The following is a 21394-nucleotide window of genomic DNA, read 5'->3' on the forward strand; positions in this document are numbered from 1 at the left end:
GGTCAGACGCTGACCAGGCTGAGCAGGTGGCCGTCCTGCAGGCAGAACTGGCCTTGCAACTCGGCGCCTTGGCGCCACTGCGGCGACAGGTCGGTGAGCAGGCGCAGGCGGGCCAGGCCTTCGGTGGACCAGTCCAGCACCTCGGCGTGTTCGAAATAGAAGCGCTGGCGGGTCAGCGGATAGAGGGTCTTGAACAGGCTTTCCTTCAGCGAGAAGGTCAGGGTGACCGTCAGGCCGAGTTGACGGCGGTCCAGGCGTTCGAGCTCGGGCGGGGTGAGGATTTCGGCCATCAGCCGTTCGGCGCGTTCGTCATCCAGCAACGCCTCCTGATCCAGGCCCAGGCCCTGGCAGCTGCCTTCGGCGGCGACCACGGCGGCGGCCCAGCCTTTGCCGTGGGTGATCGAGCCGTGGATGCCCGCCGGCCAGATTGGCGAGCGGTCCTCATGGGTACCGGGCACGTAGTCGCGACCGTCCAGGCACTGCAGCGCGGCGCGCGCGCACACCCGGCCGGCCAGGTATTCGGTTTGGCGCTTGGCCACCGAGCGCTGCAGGCTGGCGCTGGGCACGACGCCGGCGCGCTGGAAGTCGTCGGGTGCCAGGCGGGCAGGGTCAAAGGCGCAACTGACCAGCACTGCGCCGGGCAGCGGGCGGGGCAGGGGCCAGTGGTGCTGGAGTGGGGCGCAGCAGGCGGGGAGAGTGTTCATGGGGCTATTGTGCCAGCCGCAGCGGCGGTGTGGGAGGTGGAATAGCAGGGGCTGCTGCGCAGCCCATCGCGACACAAGGCCGCTCCTACAGGTACTGCGCTGCATTGTGTCGCGATGGGCCGCAAAGCGGCCCCGACAATCCTTATTTGAACACCTGCTTGAAGAACGCCTGCATATCCGCCCAAGAGCTCTCGTCCGCAGCCTTGTTGTAGCCAATGTCCGGTCCACCATGTTCGCCATGGCTCAGCCGGTCAGCATCGGGGTTGGTGAAGCCATGCTTGGCCCCAGGGATGTTGACGAACTGGTAGTTGACCTTGGCGGCGTCCATTTCCGCTTTGAACGCATTGACCTGCTCTTGGGTGACCATGCTGTCTGCGGCGCCGTGCTCGACCAGTACATAGGCCTTCACCTTGCCGGCTTGGGCCGGCGTCTGTGTGGCCAGTGCACCGTGGAAGCTCACCACTGCATCGAGCTTGTCCACACCGCGTCGTGCTGCATCGAGCACCACCTTGCCGCCGAAGCAGTAACCGACGGCACCTAAGCTGCTCTTGTCGGTGTAAGGCTGTAGTTCCAGCAGTTTCAGGCCCGCGTCAAAGCGCTCGGCGGCAGCCGCCGGGTCTTTCATCGCTTCGGCCATGAACGCTTGGGCATCCTGCGGATGTTCGGTCTGCTTGCCATCGCCATACATGTCGATGGCCAGCGCACTGTAACCCAAGGCCGCGAGGTCACGGGCGCGGCGCTTGGCATAGTCATTCAGCCCCCACCATTCATGCACCACGACGATGCCCGGACGCTTGCCTTGGACTGCATCATCATAGGCGTAGTAGCCGATCAAACGCTTGCCGTCGGCGTCCTGGTAGGGAATTTCACGGGTCACTATCGCCGCCTGGGCCAGGGCGGCGCTGCACATCAGGGTCAGGGCCAGCAGGGCGCGCATCTTTACTACTCCTTGTCTTGCAGACAGTTCGTTCAGCCGGTGTTCAGCCAGGGTTCAGTCGCGGTTCAGGGTGCCCTCCTTACTCTAGCTTCCAGACCGAAACAGCGCACCCAACTGGAGTAACCAGCCATGAAAACCTTCAACACCCTGCTTGCCGCCATGGCCGTCTGTGCCGCTGGCATCACCACTGCCCAGGCCGCCGACGACAACTTCGCCAGCCTCACCTACGGCCAGACCAGCGACAAGGTTCGCAAATCGGGCCTGCTGCAGCGCAACACCGACCACCTCAACGCCGATGGCATCATCGGCAAGGATGACACCTGGGGTGTACGTGTGGGCAAGATCAACGACCAGGGCCGCTACTACATGACCTACGACAACGTCTCGGGTGACCACAGCGGCCTGAAGTTGCGCCAGGAAAACCTGCTGGGCAGCTACGACCTGTTCCTGCCGGTGGGCGATACCACCAAACTGTTCGGCGGGGGCAGCCTGGGCATGACCAAGCTCACCCAGGACTCGCCAGGCGCCAGCCGGGATACCGACTACGGTTATGCCTACGGCCTGCAGGCCGGTGTGATCCAGGACATTACCGACAAGGCTTCGGTGGAGCTGGGCTATCGTTACCTGCGCACCAATGCCGCGACCGAAGTGGGCGCCCATGGCGGTCCGAAGGATGGCACCCTGCGCCTGACCAGCAGCGCGCAGACCTATCTGGCAGCAAGCTACAAGTTCTGACCAGCGAGCCGCGTTATCCTGTACCGGCCCTTTCGCGGCTAAAGCCGCTCCTACAGGTGCTGCACAAGTCTCAGGAATTGTGCGATCCCTGTGGGAGCGGCTTTAGCCGCGAAAGGGCCGGTACAGGCAATATACACAAGGAGCTGCACATGAAACTGCTGGTGGTCGAGGACGAAGCCCTGCTTCGCCATCACCTCTACACCCGTCTGGGCGAAAGCGGCCATGTGGTCGAGGCGGTCGCCAATGCCGAGGAGGCGCTGTACCAGGCCGGGCAGTACCACTTCGACCTGGCCATCATCGACCTGGGCTTGCCCGGTATCAGTGGCCTGGAACTGATCACGCGCTTGCGCAGCCAGGACAAGACCTTCCCCATTCTCATCCTCACCGCCCGCGGCAACTGGCAGGACAAGGTCGAGGGCCTGGCCGCCGGTGCCGACGACTATCTGGTCAAACCGTTCCAGTTCGAAGAGCTGGAAGCGCGGCTGAATGCCCTGTTGCGCCGCTCCAGCGGCTTCACCCAGTCGACCATCGCCGCAGGCCCCTTGGTACTCGACCTCAACCGCAAGCAGGCCAGCCTCGACGAACAGCCCTTGGCGCTGACCGCCTACGAATACCGCATTCTCGAATACCTCATGCGCCATCATCAGCAGGTGGTGGCCAAGGATCGCCTGATGGAGCAGCTGTACCCGGGCGACGAGGAGCGCGACCCCAATGTCATCGAAGTACTGGTGGGCCGCCTGCGCCGCAAGCTTGAGGGCGAGCACGGCTTCAAACCCATCGACACCGTACGCGGCCTGGGCTATCTGTTCACCGAGCGCTGCCGATGATCCGCTCGCTGCGGGTACGCCTGATGCTGGCCGCCGCAGTACTGGCACTGCTGTTCATGCTGGCGCTGCTGCCGGCCTTGCAGAAGGCCTTCAGCCTGGCCCTGCAGGAATCGATCGAGCAGCGCCTGGCTTCGGATGTGACCACGCTGATTTCCGCCGCGCGTATCGAGCATGGCCGGCTGCAAATGCCGACATTGCTGCCGGACGAGCGCTACAACCTGCCCTACACGGGCCTGCTCGGTTATATCTTTGACCGCGATGGCAACCTGGTCTGGCAGTCACGGGCCACCGCCGATCGGCACATCAACTACCGCCCGCGCTATGACGGGCGCGGCAACGAATTCGCCCGCATTCACCAGGGCGATGGCGAAGAGTTTTTCGTGTACGACGTCGAGATCAAGTTGCTGGGGGGGCAAAGTGCTGCCTACAGCATTGTCGCCCTGCAGCCGGTGAGCGAGTACACGGCCACCCTCAATGGCCTGCGCGAGAAGCTCTACCTGGGCTTCGGTGCTGCCTTGCTGGCGCTGATGGTGCTGCTGTGGGCTGGCCTGACCTGGGGCCTGCGCTCGTTGCGCCGGCTAAGCCACGAGCTGGACGAAGTGGAGTCGGGGGCGCGCGATGGCCTGAGCGGCGAGCACCCTCGCGAGCTGCTGCGCCTGACCCGCTCGCTCAACCGCCTGTTGCGCAGTGAGCGTGAGCAGCGTACGCGCTACCGCGACTCACTGGACGACCTGGCGCACAGCCTGAAGACGCCGCTGGCGGTGTTACAAGGCGTGGGCGAAAGCCTGCAGCAGCGCAGCGGTGAGCGCGAGCAGGCGCGGGTGCTGCAAAGCCAGATCGAGCGCATGAGCCAGCAGATCGACTATCAGCTGCAACGCGCCAGCCTGCGCAAGAGCGGCCTGGTGCGCCACAGCGTGAGGCTGCGGCCGTTGCTCGACAGCCTGTGCAGCACCTTGGCCAAGGTATACCGGGACAAGCAGGTAAGCGTGGCACTGGAACTGCCCGATGCGGCACAGGTGCCGATGGAGCAGGGCGCCTTGCTGGAAATGCTCGGCAACCTGCTGGAAAACGCCTACCGCCTGAGCCTGGGCCAGGTGCGGGTGAGCCTTGAGCAGGCGCCCGGGCAGTTGATCTTGTGTATCGAAGACGATGGGCCAGGGGTGCCGGCCGATCAGCGTGAGCGCATTCTGGAGCGCGGTGAGCGGCTGGACAGCCAGCACCCCGGGCAGGGGATCGGGCTGGCGGTAGTAAAGGACATTGTCGACAGCTATGACGCCGAGCTCAGCCTGGGGGATTCGCCCTTGGGCGGGGCTGCGTTCAGGATCACCTTCCACCTCGATTGATTTACTGGCGTTGCCGGCCTCTTCGCGGGTAAACCCGCTCCCACAGGGTCCGCACCGCTTTCAGACCCTGTGCAGTACCTGTGGGAGCGGGTTTACCCGCGAAGAGGCCAGTTCAGGCAAAGCGCGATGGGCGGATTCCCGCCATCCTCCCTGTACAAAACCCGCCACCGGGCGGAAATCCGCCAGCCTTCCTCAGGCAAATCGCCCTGTCGTTGGGCATTTATCCCTAGCAAATACGGCCCTTGCACCCTTCATGGGCATTTTGGCACCACCCTTGCTATTGATCCTGGCAGAGGCCTGCCCAGGCAGCTCGAACACAACGACAAATCCCTCCAAGTGCAGGAGGGTTAGCGATTCAAGTGCCCCATCACCCTGGGAAGGGTGAACCGGCACACTTGAGGAAAATGAGCCATGACGACACGTCAGCCGCTGTACAAATCCCTGTATGTCCAGGTGATCGTTGCCATCACCATCGGCATCCTGCTCGGCCACTACTATCCGGAAACGGGCGTCGCCCTCAAACCCTTGGGTGACGGCTTCGTCAAACTGATCAAGATGGTCATTGCCCCGATCATCTTCTGCACCGTGGTCAGCGGCATCGCCGGCATGCAGAGCATGAAGTCGGTCGGCAAGACTGGCGGCTACGCGCTGCTGTACTTTGAAATCGTCTCCACCATCGCCCTGATCATCGGCCTCGTCGTCGTCAACGTGGTCAAGCCAGGCGCTGGCATGCACATCGACGTCAGCACCCTGAACGCCAGCAGCGTGGCTGCCTACGCCGCCGCCGGCGCGCAGCAGACCACCGTCGGCTTCCTGCTCAACGTCATCCCCAACACCGTGGTCGGCGCCTTCGCCAACGGCGATATCCTGCAGGTGCTGATGTTCTCCGTGCTGTTCGGCTTCGCCCTGCACCGCCTGGGTAGCTACGGCAAGCCGTTGCTGGACATGATCGACCGCTTCGCCCATGTCATGTTCAACATCATCAACATGATCATGAAGCTGGCCCCGATCGGTGCTTTCGGTGCCATGGCCTTCACCATCGGCCAGTACGGCGTGGGTTCGCTGGTGCAACTGGGCTACCTGATGGCGTGCTTCTACATCACCTGCCTGCTGTTCGTGCTGGTGGTGCTGGGCGGTATCTGCCGCGCCCACGGCTTCAGCGTGCTCAAGCTGATCCGCTACATCCGTGAAGAGCTGCTGATCGTGCTGGGTACTTCCTCCTCGGAATCGGCCCTGCCACGCATGCTGGCCAAGATGGAGCGCCTGGGCGCGAAGAAGTCGGTGGTGGGCCTGGTCATTCCGACCGGTTACTCGTTCAACCTGGACGGCACCTCGATCTACCTGACCATGGCTGCGGTGTTCATCGCCCAGGCCACCGATACCACCATGGACATCACCCACCAGATCACCCTGCTGCTGGTGCTGCTGGTGGCGTCCAAAGGTGCTGCCGGCGTGACCGGTTCGGGCTTCATCGTGCTGGCCGCCACCCTGTCGGCTGTTGGCCACCTGCCGGTAGCCGGCCTGGCGCTGATCCTCGGCATCGACCGCTTCATGTCCGAAGCCCGCGCACTGACCAACCTGGTGGGCAACGCCGTTGCCACCGTGGTCGTGGCCAAGTGGGTCAAGGAAATGGACAACGACAAGCTGGCCTCGGAGCTCGCCTCCGGTGGTGCACCGCTGGTCGATACCCGTCCGACCGATGACCTGGGCGTGGCCGAAGGCCCGGCTCGCTGATCGCGCGGCTGTAGAACGAGAAAGGCGACCCTAGGGTCGCCTTTTTCATGTGCGCTGTTCGCGTCGGTGCGCGGTCAGGCCAGCACCACCTCCAACACCCGGATCACCTCCGGCTGAGGGTAATGCCACCTCACCTGTACATCCCAGAACTTCACCCCGTACACCCGCTCGGCCGGCGGTACCTGGTAGGCCGGTCGCGGGTCTTGCGCCAGGCATTGTTCGATCAGTTCTACCAGCGGTTCAGCCAGGCGCAGTGCATGCTCGCGGGCCTGGGGCAGGGCGTTGTCGCCCCACTGTACGGCAATCGCGGCGGGCGCTTCGCTGGCCATCTGGTTGCTGGCGTCTGCAATGCTGTCGGCATACGGCACATAAGGCTTGATGTCCAGTACCGGCGTGCCATCGAGCAGGTCGATCCCGGACAGCAACAGGCGCCCAGGCTCTACACCCTCAAGGCGTACCACCGACTGGCCGATGCCGTTTGGCCGGTGGGTTGCACGGGTGGCGAACACCCCCATGCTCTTGTTGCCGCCCAGCCGCGGTGGCCGCACTTTCAGGCGCGGCTTGTCCTCCAGGGCCTGGTGGAACAGGAACAGCAGCCAGACATGGCTGACCTGCTCCAGGCCTTCGACCGCATCACCCTGGTCGAACGGCGGCAGCAGTTCGAGCACGCCGCGCGCTGCAGGCGCCAGTTGGGGCTGGCGCGGGATGGCGAATTTTTCCTTGAAGCAGGAGCGGACAATGCCGACCGGGGCAACCGTATGCTGCATGGCCACTCAGCCGCGCACGCGCTGGGTCAGGCCTTTGAGGAAGTTGCGCAGCAACTGGTCGCCGCATGGGCGATAGTTTTCGTGGCCGGCCTTGCGGAACAGCGCGCTGAGTTCAGGCTTGCTGACCGGGAAGTTGACCGACTTGAGGATCGCGTGCAGGTCGTCTTCCTTGAGTTCGAAGGCCACCCGCAGCTTCTTGAGGATGAGGTTGTTGGTCACTGGCAGCTCGACCGGCTGCGGCGGGCGGCTGTCGTCCTTGCCGCGGCGGTGGATCACCAGCCCATCGAGGAAGAGCGCCATTACCCGATCAGGGCAACGTACGAAGCCTTCCTCTTCTTCCTTCTTCAGGTAGGTGGCCAAGACCTGGGGGTGCACTTCGAGGCCGGAAAGGCCGATGATCTCGGCCATCTTGGCGTCGTTCACCTTGAGCATGTAGCGCAGGCTGCGCAGGACGTCGTTGTGGTTCATTGCTGCAGAATCCTGTTCAGGTGCCACGCTTGTGCGTGGCGTGTTGCTTAGAAACGTTCGGTAGTCGCCACGTAGCGCCATTGGCCGAGGGGCAGCTTGCCCATCGACACACCGCCCAGGCGAATGCGGCGCATGCTGACCAGTTCCAGGCGCAGGTACGCGCACAGCTCGGCGATCTGCCCAGGCTGGGGGTTTTTCACGACCATGCGCAGGTGGGTCTCGTTCTGCCAACTGGCCTTGGCCTTGGGCAGCTCGCGGTCATTGCGCGTGGCACCGCGCGCCAGGCGTTCCAGCGCCTGAGGTGTGGTCTCGCCGCGCACTTCGACAATGAACTCCTGCTCCAGGCGACGCAGGTCGGCCTCGATCTTGCGGCTTACCCGCCAGTCCTGGGTGAATACCTGCAGGCCGCTGGCGCCGCGCTCGAGCGGTGCCACGCAGGCCTGGCGGTTAAAGTGCCCATGCAGGGCGCGCACGCCTTCGCGGTGCGCCTCGCTGAGGTTGTCCATGTTCATGCTGGCACGCGCGCTTTCGCTGTCCACACCGGCCGCTTGGTTGAGCAGCAGGGTGACCGGCTCCAGTGCTTCGACGCGGGCACCCGGGAGCAGCGCGACGTGCTGGTGTTCGACCTTGAACTGCGGCTGCTCGACTACCACGCCGTCGACCGTGACCCAGCCACCTTCGATATAGAGCTCGGCATCGCGGCGCGAGCAGCCAAGTTGCTCGATAAGGCGTTTGGACAGGCGGACGGGTTCGGACATGACGGCAATTCGCAAAGGCAGGGAAAGGCCAGCATTGTACCTGCCTGAGCGGCGGAGGGGCTGGGAATCTGTGTCATTTACGCCATTTTGCCAAGGCGCATGTGCAGAAGAGGGTAGGGCTGGCCCAGGCCGTCGGTTTCCGATCGGCCGATGACCTCGAAGCCTTCGTGCAGGTAAAAGCCCAAGGCCTGAGAGTTCTGCTCGTTGACGTCCAGGCGCTCGGCATTCAGCTCGTCGATCGCATAGTGCAGCAGGCGCTTGCCCACCCCTTTGCCGCGGTACTCAGGTGCAACAAACAGCATGTCCACGCGCCCGTTGGCGACCCCGGCAAAGCCACAGATGCGTTGCCGGTCCTTGCAGCAGATCAGCATCACTGCGTCGAGGTAGCGGCGCAGCACCTGTTCGCGCAGTAAAACGATGTAGCCCTCTGGCAGAAAATCGTGAGTGGCACGTACCGAGTCCTCCCAGACCTTTACCAGCTCGCCGTAGTCGCGCAAGTGCGGGGTTTGCAGCGTCAGTAGCGATTGCATGCCGGCGGTCCTCCATGGCGATAGGGAAAACATAGCAGGCCAACCACCGGTCGGCGTGTCCGCGTTGCGCGACCCATAAAAAAGCCCCTGCTCCGGACATTCCATGCGGGGAATGCCGGGGCAGGGGCTTTTCATGTTCAAGCCGCTTTAGACAGGCTCTGCCCACATGTCGTATTCGTCGGCATCCACTACCCGGCAACGCACTTTGTCGCCTGGCTTGAAGCCATGATCACCATCGATGAATACGCTGCCGTCGATTTCCGGGGCATCGAAGAAGCTGCGGCCAACCGAACCTTGCTCCTCGACTTCGTCGATCAGCACTTCGATTTCCTTGCCGATGCGCAGTTGCAGGCGGGCGGTGCTGATGGCCTGCTGGTGGGCCATGAAGCGGTCCCAGCGCTGCTGCTTGATATCGTCCGGGACTTCTTCCAGGCCCAGGTCGTTGGCCGGGGCGCCTTCTACCGGGGAGTACTGGAAGCAGCCCACGCGGTCGAGCTGGGCTTCGGTCAGCCAGTCCAGCAGGTACTGGAAGTCTTCCTCGGTCTCGCCCGGGAAGCCGACGATGAAGGTGGAGCGGATTACCAGCTCAGGGCACTGCTCGCGCCAGTTCTTGATGCGCGCCAGGGTGCGGTCTTCGAAAGCAGGGCGCTTCATCGACTTCAGCACTTTCGGGCTGGCATGCTGGAACGGGATGTCCAGGTACGGCAGGATCTTGCCGGCGGCCATCAGCGGGATGACGTCGTCGACGTTCGGGTACGGGTACACGTAGTGCAGGCGTACCCAGGCACCCAGGCTGCTCAGGGCCTCACACAGCTCGAGCATGCGGGTCTTGACCGGGCGGCCGTTCCAGAAGTCGGTCTTGTACTTGACGTCGACGCCGTAGGCGCTGGTGTCCTGGGAAATCACCAGGATCTCCTTGACCCCGGCCTTGACCAGGCGCTCGGCCTCGCTCAGCACTTCCCCCACCGGGCGGCTGACCAGCTTGCCGCGCATCGACGGGATGATGCAGAAGCTGCAGCTGTGGTTGCAGCCTTCGGAAATCTTCAGGTAGGCATAGTGGCGCGGGGTCAGCTTGATGCCCTGTGGCGGCACCAGGTCGATCAGCGGGTTGTGGTCCTGGCGCGGCGGTACCACTTCGTGCACGGCGTTGACCACCTGCTCGTACTGCTGCGGGCCGGTGACCGACAGCACGCTGGGGTGCACGTCACGGATGCTGCCTTCCTCGACACCCATGCAGCCGGTGACGATGACCTTGCCGTTTTCCTTGATCGCTTCGCCGATCACTTCAAGCGACTCGGCCTTGGCGCTGTCGATGAAGCCGCAGGTGTTGACCACCACCACGTCGGCGTCCTCGTAGGTGGGCACGACTTCATAGCCTTCCATGCGCAGCTGGGTGAGGATGCGCTCGGAATCGACGAGGGCTTTTGGGCAACCCAGGCTTACGAAACCTACCTTGGGGGTGGCGGGCGTGGTGGACATGACTAACCTCGGTATTGAATGCAGGTCGCCCGGCCGGAATCGCGGGCGATCTTGACGGGCGCTTTTTAGCGCCTCTGATCAAAAAGTGCGCAATTCTAGCGAGCGCAAGGTCGCTTGACCAGCAGAAATACGACGAACGCTGCGCTATGCTTCGCGCCGTTGCGTGAAGGTGCCTTCGGGGGCCTGGCGCGCGAGTGAATACTAAAGGCCGAGATGGCCGTCTGCGGGAGTGGTCGATGGTTCAGGCAAGCAGTCACGCCGAGGGCGGGCACGCGGGGAAGCAGGGGGCGGCGCGGTCGCTGGGCCTGCTCGTGGCGGCGGTCGGGGTGGTTTATGGCGATATCGGCACCAGCCCGTTGTATACCCTCAAGGAAGTCTTCACCGGCGGCTACGGGGTGCCGGTCAACCATGATGGCGTGTTGGGGATCCTGTCGCTGATCCTGTGGTCGCTGTTGTGGGTGGTATCGTTCAAGTACGTGATGTTCATCCTGCGCGCCGACAACCAGGGCGAGGGTGGCACCATGGCGCTGACCGCACTGGCGCGTCGGGCCACGGCGGCTTATCCGCGGTTACGTACGTTGATGGTGATCTGCGGTTTGATCGGCGCTTCGCTGTTCTATGGCGACAGCATGATCACCCCGGCGGTATCGGTGCTGTCGGCCGTGGAGGGCATGGGCCTTGCGTTTGACGGTATCGACCACTGGGTGGTGCCGATTTCGCTGGTGGTGCTGGTGGCGCTGTTCCTGGTGCAGAAGCACGGCACCGAGAAGATCGGCAAGCTGTTCGGCCCGATCATGGTCACCTGGTTCGTGGTGCTGGGCGCATTGGGCGTGCACGGTATCTCGCAGAGCCCGGAAGTACTCAAGGCCTTTAATCCGGGCTGGGCGGTCAACTTCTTCGTGGTTCACCCAGGCATGGGCGTGGCCATCCTCGGCGCGGTGGTGCTGGCGCTGACCGGCGCCGAGGCGCTGTACGCCGACATGGGCCATTTTGGCCGCAAGCCGATCGCCCGGGCCTGGTTCATCCTGGTACTACCCGCGTTGGTGCTCAACTATTTTGGCCAGGGTGCACTGCTGCTGCAAAACCCCGAGGCGGCCCGTAACCCCTTCTACCTGCTGGCGCCAAGCTGGGCGCTGCTGCCGTTGGTCGGGTTGGCCACAATGGCCACTGTGATCGCCTCACAGGCGGTCATTTCTGGCGCCTTTTCCCTGACCCGCCAGGCCATCCAGCTGGGCTACATTCCGCGTATGCAGATCCAGCACACCTCCAGCGACGAGCAGGGGCAAATCTACATTGGTGCCGTGAACTGGACGCTGATGGTGGGCGTGGTGCTGCTGGTGATCGGCTTCGAGTCGTCCGGCGCCCTGGCGGCGGCCTACGGCGTGGCGGTGACCGGCACCATGCTGATGACCACCATTCTGGTGTCGGCGGTGATGCTGCTGTTGTGGAAGTGGCCGCCGGTGCTGGCAGTGCCGATCCTGGTAGGCTTCCTGTTTGTCGATGGGCTGTTTTTCGCCGCCAACGTGCCGAAAATCATCCAGGGCGGTGCTTTCCCGGTGTTGGCCGGTGGTGTGTTGTTCCTGCTGATGAGCACCTGGAAACGCGGCAAGCAGATCCTGGTGGAGCGTATCGACGAAGGTGCGCTGCCGTTGCCGCTGTTCATCAGCAGTATCCGCATTCAGCCGCCGCACCGGGTCGAAGGGACGGCGGTGTTCCTCACTGCCCGGTCGGATGCCGTGCCCCATGCCCTGTTGCACAACATGCTGCATAACCAGGTGCTGCACAGCCAGGTGGTGTTGCTGACCGTGGTCAGCGAGGACCGGCCGCGGGTGCCGGAGCAGGAGCGCTTCGAGGTGGAGGCTTATGGTGACGGGTTCTTCCGTGTGCTGTTGCACTTTGGCTTCATGGACGAACCGGACGTGCCGGCGGCATTGAAGCTGTGTCACCTGGACGATCTGGACTTCACCCCGATGCGCACCACCTACTTCCTCAGCCGCGAGACGGTAATCGCGTCACGGCTGGAGGGGATGTCGCGTTGGCGGGGCAACCTGTTCGCGTTCTTGCTGAAGAATGCCAACGGTAACCTGCGCTTCTTCAACCTGCCGCTGAACCGGGTGATCGAACTGGGGACCCAGGTCGAGATCTGATTGCCAAGGGCTGCTCTGCAGCCCATCGCCGGCAAGCCAGGCTCCCACAGGGACAGCACAATGGTGGAGATGTGCGCAGTAGATGTGGGAGCCTGGCTTGCCGGCGATGGGCCGCAAAGCGGCCCCAATCATTATCAGTTCTGTTCGGCGACGCTGGACTTGCCCTGGCGTGTCTCGATCTCACCAATCAAGCGCTTGGCCAGCGCCGGGTAGTTCTCATCAAAGTGATGCCCTCCAGGCAGCTTCAGGCGTTCACCCACCGCAGTGCTTTCGGTGCAACCGCTTTCATCGGTCTCTTCCACGCCATACACGCACACCACCTTGGAGGCTGGCAGCCTGGCCATTTCCGGTCCGGTGGGTGCTTCCTGGCCTTCCTTGCCCAGCCAGCCTTCGACCTCGATCTCGAAGCTGCCGCTGCGGGCAAAGGCCAGCAGCATCACCGCGTCGATACGTTGCTGGTCCTCCACCGGCAGGCGGTTGTAGATCGCCGGTAGCACATCGGCACCGAACGAATAGCCGGTCAGTACAAAGCGCTTGGTACCCCACTTCTGCCGGTAGTGCTGCATCAGCTCGGACAGGTCGGCCGCACTTTGCTCCGGGGTTTTGTGCTGCCAGTAATAGCGCAGCGTGTCGATACCCACCACCGGGTAGCCCAGCTTGGCCATTTCGCCGGCAACATCGCGGTCCAGGTCGCGCCAGCCGCCGTCACCGGAGAGGAACAGCGTGACCGTGTCGGTTGTCTGCCCGGCCGGCACTTCCACCACAGGGATGGCCAAGGCGTTGCCGTCGTGGCCTACCAGGGCCTGGGTCAGCTGGGCCTTGAGCACTTGTGGCAGATGGATGTCGTAGTCGCTGATGCTGGTTTCGGCATTGGCCTGGTCGCGCACGAAGGCGGCGCTGGCGTCATCCGGGTTGTCGTTCCAGGCGACGTTCCAGTGGCCGTGGGCAGCCGCCTTGGGCAGCGGGGACTGGCAGCCAGGTTGCTCCAGGCTGAAGTCCACGGAAATGGCCCGGGCCTTGTCATTGTTCTGGCTGGCCAGCCAGCGCCAGGCCTGGGCGGCGCCAGGGCCGATACCGGCCACCAACGTCGGCTTTTCCGGCAGCTCGGCCAGGGCCTGGTCCATGGCCTGTTGCTGCTTGCTGCAGTCGTTAGGCGGCAAAATCACCTGCACCAGCTGGGCCTCGCCGGCCTGGCTCAGGTCGAGCAGCTGCTTGTCCGTCAACGCCTGGTCTTGTGGCACACCGATGGCCACCCGGGCCTTGGGGTGCACACCTGGGGTCACGCGGGTGATGCTGGTGTCATTGATGCTCAATTGCTCCAGACGCGCTTCGGGAGCCGGGCGCGTCCACAGCCAGAACGCCAGCGCACCCCCCAGGGCGGCCAGCAGCAGGGGAACCAGCAGGTACAGCCAAAAGCGTCGGGTCATCAACGTTTCACCAATCCAGTCAGGCCGCCTGCAATCAGGGCGGCAGTATCGGCCAGTGCCACCAGCGGGTCGAGCCCGGCCGGCACGGCCATGTAGCGGGGTTCCCAATCCGGTTGGAATTTGTCCTTGAAGCGTCGAAGCCCCTGGAAGTTGTAAAGCTGCTCGCCACGGCGGAACACCATTGAGCCCAGGCGCTGGGTCAAAGGCGCGCCACGCCGCGGCTGAAGGCCGGAAAGCGGCACCATGCCCAGGCTGAAGCGTGAGTACTCATGGCTTTTGTAGTGCAGTATCAGGCCGATCATCATGAACTCCATGGTCAGCTTCGGTGCCTCGGGGTGCGCACGCATCAGGTCAAGGCTGGCCAGCTCGTTGCTGTGGGTCTCCAGCAGGTTGGCGAAGGCCACCGGCCGACCCTGGAAGCGGATCAGGGCAACGCGGAAGTGCTGCAGGTACTCCGGGCTGAAGCGGCCCAGCGAAAAGCCTTTCTCGCGCACGTTCTTGCCGCTGAGCCAGGCATCGGAAATCTCCTTCAGCTCGGCCAGCGGGGCGTGACCAGGCTCGTGGATTTCCAGGCTCAGGCCGTCGCGGCCACCACGGTTCCAGGTGTAGCGCAGGTCTTTCATCTCCTTGCCCTTGGCCTCGAGGTCGAAGCGGCGCAAGTCGACCCGGGCTTCTTCGCCCAGTTTCAGGGCGGTCAGGCCGATGTCCATATAAAAAGGCAGGTTTTCGGCGCGCACCTGGTAGAACACCGGCCGGGCGTGGTGCAGATCGCACAGGTCGCGGAACTGCCAGATCATTTCGGCGCGCTCCTGGGCCGGGCCGATCGGGTCGTACAGGGCCACCAGGCTGCGGCCGCGACGGGCGTACATGAGGAAGGCATTGTCGCGGGGGTGGAACAGCAACGCCTTGTCGCCGGTCAGGGCCAGGCCGCCGTCGGGCTGGTCGGAGGCCAGCAGAATACGGTTGGCGCGCTGCAGTTCTTCCTCGTCGGGCAGGTGGATTACTGGCGGCGCGGTGCGCAGCAGCCAGGTCAGCGCCAAGGCAGCCAGCAACAAGGCACTGCCCATGGCGGCACGCAGGCCGCGCGGGGCATCGGCATCGAGGGTGAACTGCCACCACAGCTGATGGCTGTAGGGCACATCCTGGTAGGCGAACAGCAGCAGCCACACCGATGCGCCCACGGCGCAGGCGCTGGCCACCAGGAACACCGGTGAAAACGGCAGCTCCAGCAGGCGGCTGGGGCGGTAGAAGGAGCGACGGAACAGGGCCAGAAGGGCGGCGGTGAAGGTCAGCAGGCAAGCCTCTTCCCAGTCAAAGCCCTTGAGCAGTGACAGCAGGGCGCCGACCAGCAACAGCACGGTGGTCAGCAACCAGGCGGCGGACAGGCGTCGGCGCAGGCCCTGGGCCAGCAGCAGGCACAGCACGCCGATCAGGCTGGCGCCAAAGTGCGAGGCATCGATCAGCCGGTGCGGCACCAGAAAACCCATATGTTCCAGGCGGGTGTCGATCTCGGGGGTGACGCCCGAAAACAGCAGCACCACCCCGGACAGGAATACCAGTATCGACAGGATGGGTGCGGCCATGCCGGAGGCGGCCTTGATGGCTTGCTGTGCAAACAGCAGGCGCCGGGCTTCATTGGCCAGCAGCAACACGCAGGCCAGCAGCAGCGGCAGCACCACATAGATCAGCCGGTACAGCAGCAGGGCGGCCGCCAGTGGCGCGGCACCGAGCTGGTCGGCAAAGGCGGCCAGCAGGATGGCTTCGAACACCCCGACGCCGCCCGGTACGTGGCTGAGCACGCCTGCGGCCAAGGCCAGCAGGTACACCAGCACAAACGCGCCGAAGGGTGGTGCTTCGGGCAGCAGCATGTACAGCACGGTGGCGGCCGCTGCCACATCCAGCGCGGTAATCAGCAATTGCAGGGCAGCCAGGCGTGCGCTTGGTAGGCGCAGTGTGCGGCGGCCCAGTTGCACCAGCAGGTTATTGGCCAGCGGCTGTTCGGCCAGGCGTCGGCGGTACAAGCCGAACACCAGCAGGGCGGACGCCACAAGCACCGCAGCGGCGATACCTGCCAGCAGGCCAGGCGCCACCCTCAGTGCCGTAGAGGCTGCGGGCAGGTCGCTCAAGGTTGCCAAGGCGGCCAGGGGCGGCAGCGCGCAGCCCAGTGACAGGCTGGCAAACACTGTCATGCGTGCGACTTCGCCAGCCCCCAGACCCTGGCGTCCATACAGGCGGTAGCGCACCGAGCCGCCCGAAAGCATCGACAGGCCAATGGCGTTGCCGATGGCAAAGGCGCTGAAACCGCCCAGCGCCAGGCTGCGTGCCGGCAGTTTCACGCCGGCATAGCGGCTGGCCGACCACTCGTAACCCAACAGGATCGCGAAGCCGATCACGGTCGCCAACACGGCGCCGAGCACCGACTGGGCCGGCACGCTGAGCATGGCATCGTGCAAGGCATAGATGTCCAGCTCGCTCAGCAGGTGGCGGCAGGCAATCAAGGCCATGGTGAACAGCACCAGGGTCACGACCAGGCCGATGGGCTGGCGGTAGCGGCTCAGGCGTTCAAGCAAGGGCAGGCGCTGCACGGCACCGGGTAGCGCCGAGGCGAGTGGCACCGGAGGTTCGGGGTTGTGTGAAGTCATGGATTGCCCCGGGCATACAGCGCGAGGCAGAGGGGAGGTACGGCCAAGTGAAAGTCCCTTAGAAAAACGTATCCAATGTTACTCCGGACTCAGGCACTTTCAGTGGCCTGGCAGGGTTAAAGATAGTTCATCCTGGGCACGATGCCTCAAGCCTGCGGGTTGGCTGGAGGGCGGGGAGAATAGAGGCGGGGAAAAACAGGGAGGGCAGATGCAACAAACCCCGCGCTGCTGTTAAACAGGCGGGGTTTGTTCTGACGAATATGGTTGCGGGAGCCGGATTTGAACCGACGACCTTCGGGTTATGAGCCCGACGAGCTACCAGGCTGCTCCATCCCGCGTCAGTGGGGCGGATTCTACAGCGTGTGGTTTGTATGTCAAGCGCTAAGCTTTGATTTGTCGATGTTTTTCCGATGGTACTTTTCAGCGGACAAAGAAAAAGGCCACTGCGTTAACAGTGGCCTTTTCTTGAACTTGGTTGCGGGAGCCGGATTTGAACCGACGACCTTCGGGTTATGAGCCCGACGAGCTACCAGACTGCTCCATCCCGCGTCTGTGGGGCGCATTCTACAGTTTGTTGAGGGCGTGTCAAGCGCTAAGCTTTGATTTATCAAAGGTTTTTCGGGTTTACTTTTTTGAGGGCAAAGAAAAAGGCCACTGTATGAACAGTGGCCTTTTCTTTAATCTGGTTGCGGGAGCCGGATTTGAACCGACGACCTTCGGGTTATGAGCCCGACGAGCTACCAGGCTGCTCCATCCCGCGCCTGTGAGATCGAATTCTACGGATTTACGCCCCAGTGTCAAGCAGTTTCATTGAAAAACCCTTTTTTGTTCAAACCCTTAGCGCTCGCTGGCAGCAAGCAGGTCAGGCGCGACGGGGCTTTCAGGCACTTTGTCGTGTGATGCGCCGGGTGAGGTGTTTCAGGTAGGGTCGCATGCGATACTATCTGTATGAATTTACAGTGCTGACGGCCACCCATGTCCTTGCGCAAGATCATCCACGTCGACTGCGATTGCTTCTATGCCGCGATCGAGATGCGTGACGACCCGCGTCTGGCCGGGCGGCCCATGGCGGTTGGGGGCTCGCCCGAGCACCGCGGGGTGATCGCCACCTGCAACTATGAAGCGCGTGCCTATGGTGTGCGCTCGGCCATGTCGTCACGGCATGCGCTGAAGCAGTGCCCCGACCTGTTGATCGTCAAGCCGCGCTTCGAGGCCTACCGTGAGGCCTCACGGGAAATCCACGCCATCTTCCGCGACTACACCGAGCTGATCGAGCCTTTGTCGCTGGACGAAGCCTACCTGGATGTCAGCGATAGCCAGTGGTATGCGGGCAGCGCCACGCGCATCGCCGAGGATATTCGCCGGCGCGTCGCCCGCACCTTGCATATCACCGTGTCGGCGGGTGTGGCGCCGAACAAGTTCCTGGCCAAGATTGCCAGTGACTGGCGCAAGCCCAACGGGCTGTTCGTGATTACCCCGGGCGAGGTGGAGGCCTTTGTCGCCGCCTTGCCGGTGGCCAGGCTGCATGGGGTGGGCAAGGTGACGGCAGATAAACTGACGCGGCTGGGCATCGACACCTGCCTGGACCTGCGTGAGTGGTCGCGCCTGGCCCTGGTGCGTGAGTTTGGCAGCTTTGGCGAGCGTTTGTGGGGGCTGGCGCGGGGTATAGATGACCGTGCAGTACACAATGACAGCCGCAGGCAGTCGGTCAGCGTGGAAAACACCTACGACACCGACCTGCCGGACCTGGCCAGTTGCCTGGCGCGGTTGCCCGAGTTGCTGGAAAGCCTGAACGAGCGTATCGCCCGCATGGACAGCAGTTATCGCCCGGACAAGCCGTTCGTCAAGGTCAAGTTCCATGACTTCAGCCAGACCACCCTGGAGCAGGCAGGGGCTGGACGGGACCTTGAAAGTTATCGGCAACTGCTGGGCCAGGCGTTCGCCCGGGGTGGCAAGCCGGTGCGCTTGCTGGGGGTAGGGGTAAGGTTGCGCGATTTACGCGGAGCGCATGAACAGTTGGAGCTGTTCCCGCCTATATAGAAGCCCCATCAAATTGCGCGGTCCCTGTAGGAGCGGCCTTGTGTCGCGATGGGCTGCGCAGCAGCCCCAGCAATTCATGCATTAACGCTGAAATCCTGGGGATGCTGCGCAGCCCATCGCGAAACAAGGCCGCTCCTGCAAGGGTGTGCATGAAGGCGGGTTACTGTACGCCCGGATCTGCCACCAACCGGCCAGTGGCCTTGGTCAGCGATTGCAGAAACTCCTGCTGCAGCTCCGGATCGTTGCGGGTCAGCTCGATCAGGCTTTGTTCCATTTCACTGGCTTCCTCTTCAAGGCCCAGTTCCGACAGGCGCTTCACCCGATGTACCCACTGGCCAACATCGTCATCCTCGAGGTCGTCGAAGATCAGCTCATGGGCTTCGAGCAGCTTGTTGCGCAGGGTGGCGCTGACCAGCAGGCTGGCATCACCCCGTACCGCGTTGTCCTCGTCGAGTACTTGAAGGTGCAGGGTGCCGATGTGGTTGAGGTTTTGCTCGGAGAACGGGCTGTCGAGCAGGTTCAAGCGCAGCACGCCGTTCCTGTCGGTGGTCAGTTCGTGGGTCATCTTGCCAGCCTTGACCTCGACCAGGCGTTCGCTCCAGGGCACGCTGGTGGCTTCCTCGCGCTTGCCTTTCTGCACTTCGCTGATCCCGGCCAGGTTCTGCTGGGCACGCCCGTTGGACGGCACGTTCATGAACGGGTTGAGCCCGTCCACGCCGTAGCTGAGCCAGTCATGGGTGATGCTTTGCGGCAGGTTGCCCAAGGCGAAGACGTTCACCACGTTGGCGCCGACGCCCGCCACCACGGCCACTGCACCCAGCGGGATCTCGTAGACCTCCCGCCAGGGCTGGTAAGGCGTGTAGCGGTCATAGCGACGGGTGACTTCGAACTCGGTGACTTCGAAACGCTTCAGCTCATGCACGCGCACACGCCGTTGCGGAAGCTCCATCACCTTCGGCTCGCCGACATCGATCTGCAGGGTGTGCTCGAGCAATTTGCGCTCGACGCGCTCCTCGTGGTCGCTGCGCTGGGACATCTGGTTGGCGCAGCCGCTGACGAGCAGGGCGCCGCACAGTGCGGCGCCCCCCAGGGTAAAGGTACTTCGCTTGAACATGATCACTCGTGCATTGGTTATCAGCGGCGAACGCGGGCCTGCAGGAAGCTCAGCACTTCATTGAGCGGCAACGCCTGGGCGTCCTGCTCGGTGCGGTGCTTGTACTCCAGGTTGCCTTCGGCCAGGCCGCGATCGCTAACGACGATGCGGTGTGGGATGCCGATCAGCTCCATGTCGGCAAACTTGATGCCTGGGCTGGTCTTCTTGTCGCGGTCGTCCAGCAGCACTTCGAAGCCGGCGGCGGTCAGTTCGGCGTACAGCTTGTCGGTTGCCTCGCGAACCACCTCGGTTTCGTAGCGCAGCGGTACCAGGGCGATCTGGAACGGCGCCAGGGCATCGTTCCAGATGATGCCCTTGTCGTCATAGCTCTGCTCGATGGCAGCGGCGACCACGCGGGACACACCAATACCGTAGCAGCCCATCGACAGAACCACCGGCTTGCCGTTCTCGCCCAGTACCTGGCACTTCAGCGCTTCGCTGTACTTGGTGCCCAGCTGGAAGATGTGGCCCACTTCGATGCCGCGCTTGATCACCAGGGTGCCCTGGCCGTCCGGGCTTGGGTCGCCTTCGACCACGTTACGCAGGTCGGCGACCTGTGGAACCGGCAGGTCGCGCTCCCAGTTGACACCGAAGTAGTGCTTGTCGTCGATGTTGGCGCCGATGCCGAAGTCGCTCATCAGGGCAACCGAACGGTCGATGATGCATTCCAGCGGCAGGTTCAGCGGGCCGAGCGAGCCGGCACCGGCGCCAATGGCGTCGCGCAGTTCGGCTTCGGTGGCCATGACCAGTGGGTCGGCAACCTGTTCCAGCTTGGTGGCCTTGATTTCGTTCAGCTCGTGGTCGCCGCGAACGATCAGGGCAATCAGCTTGCCTTCTTCAGCACCGCGCACGATCAGCGTCTTGACGGTCTTCTCGATCGCCAGGCCATGGTTTTCCACCAGTTGCGCGATGGTCTTGGCCTCTGGCGTGTCGACCAGGCGCAGCTCCTCGGTAGGGGCAGGGCGCACGGTTTCACGCGGGATGGCTTCGGCCTTCTCGATGTTGGCGGCGTAGTCGGAGCTGTCGCTGAAGATCACGTCGTCTTCGCCGGATTCGGCCAGTACGTGGAATTCGTGCGAGTAGCTGCCACCGATCGAGCCGGTGTCGGCCTGCACTGGGCGGAAGTCCAGGCCCAGGCGGGTGAATACGTTGCTGTACGCCTGGTGCATGCGGTCGTAGGTTTCCTGCAGGGAAGCCTGGTCGGCATGGAACGAGTAGGCGTCCTTCATGATGAACTCGCGGCCGCGCATCAGGCCGAAGCGCGGGCGGATCTCGTCACGGAACTTGGTCTGGATCTGGTACATGTTGAGCGGCAGCTGTTTATAGCTGGACAGCTCGTTACGGGCCAGGTCGGTGATCACTTCTTCGTGGGTCGGGCCAACGCAGAAGTCGCGCTGGTGGCGGTCCTTCAGGCGCAGCAGCTCAGGGCCGTACTGCTCCCAGCGGCCGGACTCCTGCCACAGCTCGGCAGGCTGGATGCTTGGCATCAGCACTTCCAGGGCGCCGGCGGCGTTCATTTCCTCACGCACCACGGCCTCGACCTTGCGCATTACCCGCAGGCCCATCGGCAGCCAGGTGTACAGGCCGGAGGCCAGTTTGCGGATCATGCCGGCACGCAGCATGAGCTGATGGCTGATGACCACTGCGTCGGCAGGGGTTTCTTTCTGGGTGGCGAGCAAATATTGACTGGTGCGCATGGTTAG

At 63.5% G+C, this 21394-nt stretch carries 17 protein-coding genes and 3 tRNA genes; 6 read left to right on the forward strand and 14 right to left on the reverse strand.

What is annotated here, in order from left to right; all coding sequences use genetic code 11:
• Window positions 1-2: 2 nt before the first annotated feature.
• The gene (locus N805_RS28390; protein ID WP_028614086.1) at window positions 3-704 is read right to left on the reverse strand and encodes a 4'-phosphopantetheinyl transferase family protein; all 702 of its coding nucleotides are present in this window, start codon (window positions 702-704) and stop codon (window positions 3-5) included.
• A 142-nt stretch (window positions 705-846) separates the two neighbouring features.
• A complete protein-coding gene (locus N805_RS28395; protein ID WP_019473341.1) occupies window positions 847-1641 on the reverse strand; it encodes a dienelactone hydrolase family protein in 795 nt (264 codons plus the stop codon).
• A gap of 129 nt (window positions 1642-1770) precedes the next feature.
• On the opposite strand from N805_RS28395, the gene N805_RS28400 reads away from it, so the two are divergent.
• The 4 genes from N805_RS28400 (at window position 1771) to N805_RS28415 (ending at window position 6280) form a co-directional block, all read left to right on the forward strand.
• A complete protein-coding gene (locus N805_RS28400) occupies window positions 1771-2376 on the forward strand; it encodes an outer membrane beta-barrel protein (protein ID WP_019473342.1) in 606 nt (201 codons plus the stop codon).
• Window positions 2377-2525: 149 nt separating this feature from the next.
• Window positions 2526-3203, forward strand: a complete 678-nt coding sequence (locus N805_RS28405) for a response regulator (protein ID WP_019473343.1) — start codon at window positions 2526-2528, stop codon at window positions 3201-3203.
• Window positions 3200-4546 carry an ATP-binding protein gene (locus N805_RS28410; RefSeq protein WP_019473344.1) on the forward strand — a complete coding sequence of 449 codons (1347 nt, stop codon included), beginning with the start codon at window positions 3200-3202 and terminating at the stop codon, window positions 4544-4546. The genes N805_RS28405 and N805_RS28410 overlap by 4 nt, the downstream gene beginning before the upstream one ends.
• A 411-nt stretch (window positions 4547-4957) precedes the next feature.
• Complete coding sequence (locus N805_RS28415; RefSeq protein ID WP_016488678.1) at window positions 4958-6280, forward strand: dicarboxylate/amino acid:cation symporter; 1323 nt, start codon at window positions 4958-4960, stop codon at window positions 6278-6280.
• A gap of 74 nt (window positions 6281-6354) precedes the next feature.
• Here N805_RS28415 and tsaA read toward each other — a convergent pair whose 3' ends face one another.
• The 5 genes from tsaA to rimO all read right to left on the reverse strand — a co-directional run bounded on the left by tsaA (window position 6355) and on the right by rimO (window position 10282).
• The gene (gene tsaA, locus N805_RS28420; protein ID WP_019473345.1) at window positions 6355-7047 is read right to left on the reverse strand and encodes a tRNA (N6-threonylcarbamoyladenosine(37)-N6)-methyltransferase TrmO; all 693 of its coding nucleotides are present in this window, start codon (window positions 7045-7047) and stop codon (window positions 6355-6357) included.
• A gap of 6 nt (window positions 7048-7053) precedes the next feature.
• Window positions 7054-7515 carry a DUF1456 family protein gene (locus N805_RS28425; RefSeq protein ID WP_019473346.1) on the reverse strand — a complete coding sequence of 154 codons (462 nt, stop codon included), beginning with the start codon at window positions 7513-7515 and terminating at the stop codon, window positions 7054-7056.
• Window positions 7516-7562: 47 nt separating this feature from the next.
• Entirely contained in the window at window positions 7563-8273 is a 711-nt protein-coding gene (locus N805_RS28430; protein WP_019473347.1) for an rRNA pseudouridine synthase, read from the reverse strand.
• 77 nt (window positions 8274-8350) lie between these two features.
• On the reverse strand, window positions 8351-8803 hold the full coding sequence (locus N805_RS28435) for a GNAT family N-acetyltransferase (protein WP_019473348.1): 453 nt from the start codon (window positions 8801-8803) through the stop codon (window positions 8351-8353).
• Window positions 8804-8950: 147 nt separating this feature from the next.
• A complete protein-coding gene (gene rimO, locus N805_RS28440) occupies window positions 8951-10282 on the reverse strand; it encodes a 30S ribosomal protein S12 methylthiotransferase RimO (protein WP_019473349.1) in 1332 nt (443 codons plus the stop codon).
• A gap of 236 nt (window positions 10283-10518) precedes the next feature.
• Between rimO and N805_RS28445 the strand changes: the two genes are divergently transcribed.
• On the forward strand, window positions 10519-12429 hold the full coding sequence (locus N805_RS28445) for a potassium transporter Kup (protein ID WP_019473350.1): 1911 nt from the start codon (window positions 10519-10521) through the stop codon (window positions 12427-12429).
• Between the two features lie 134 nt (window positions 12430-12563).
• Here N805_RS28445 and N805_RS28450 read toward each other — a convergent pair whose 3' ends face one another.
• The 5 genes from N805_RS28450 to N805_RS28470 all read right to left on the reverse strand — a co-directional run bounded on the left by N805_RS28450 (window position 12564) and on the right by N805_RS28470 (window position 17258).
• A complete protein-coding gene (locus N805_RS28450; protein WP_019473351.1) occupies window positions 12564-13856 on the reverse strand; it encodes a virulence factor family protein in 1293 nt (430 codons plus the stop codon).
• Window positions 13856-16498, reverse strand: a complete 2643-nt coding sequence (mprF, locus tag N805_RS28455) for a bifunctional lysylphosphatidylglycerol flippase/synthetase MprF (RefSeq protein ID WP_019473352.1) — start codon at window positions 16496-16498, stop codon at window positions 13856-13858. The genes N805_RS28450 and mprF overlap by 1 nt, the downstream gene beginning before the upstream one ends.
• A gap of 261 nt (window positions 16499-16759) precedes the next feature.
• Window positions 16760-16836 (reverse strand) — tRNA-Met (locus N805_RS28460).
• A gap of 134 nt (window positions 16837-16970) precedes the next feature.
• Window positions 16971-17047, reverse strand: a tRNA-Met gene (locus N805_RS28465).
• Between the two features lie 134 nt (window positions 17048-17181).
• Window positions 17182-17258 (reverse strand) — tRNA-Met (locus N805_RS28470).
• A gap of 221 nt (window positions 17259-17479) precedes the next feature.
• Between N805_RS28470 and dinB the strand changes: the two genes are divergently transcribed.
• Complete coding sequence (gene dinB, locus N805_RS28475; RefSeq protein WP_177313770.1) at window positions 17480-18538, forward strand: DNA polymerase IV; 1059 nt, start codon at window positions 17480-17482, stop codon at window positions 18536-18538.
• 160 nt (window positions 18539-18698) lie between these two features.
• Here the strand turns inward: dinB and N805_RS28480 are convergent, their stop codons facing one another.
• A complete protein-coding gene (locus tag N805_RS28480; protein ID WP_019473354.1) occupies window positions 18699-19652 on the reverse strand; it encodes a hypothetical protein in 954 nt (317 codons plus the stop codon).
• A gap of 20 nt (window positions 19653-19672) precedes the next feature.
• Window positions 19673-21388 (reverse strand): proline--tRNA ligase, encoded by a 1716-nt coding sequence (locus N805_RS28485; RefSeq protein ID WP_016498316.1) that lies wholly within the window; start codon window positions 21386-21388, stop codon window positions 19673-19675.
• Between the last annotated feature and the right edge of the window lie 6 nt (window positions 21389-21394).

The sequence above is a fragment of the Pseudomonas putida S13.1.2 genome, assembly GCF_000498395.2.
Lineage (GTDB): Bacteria > Pseudomonadota > Gammaproteobacteria > Pseudomonadales > Pseudomonadaceae > Aquipseudomonas > Aquipseudomonas putida_Q.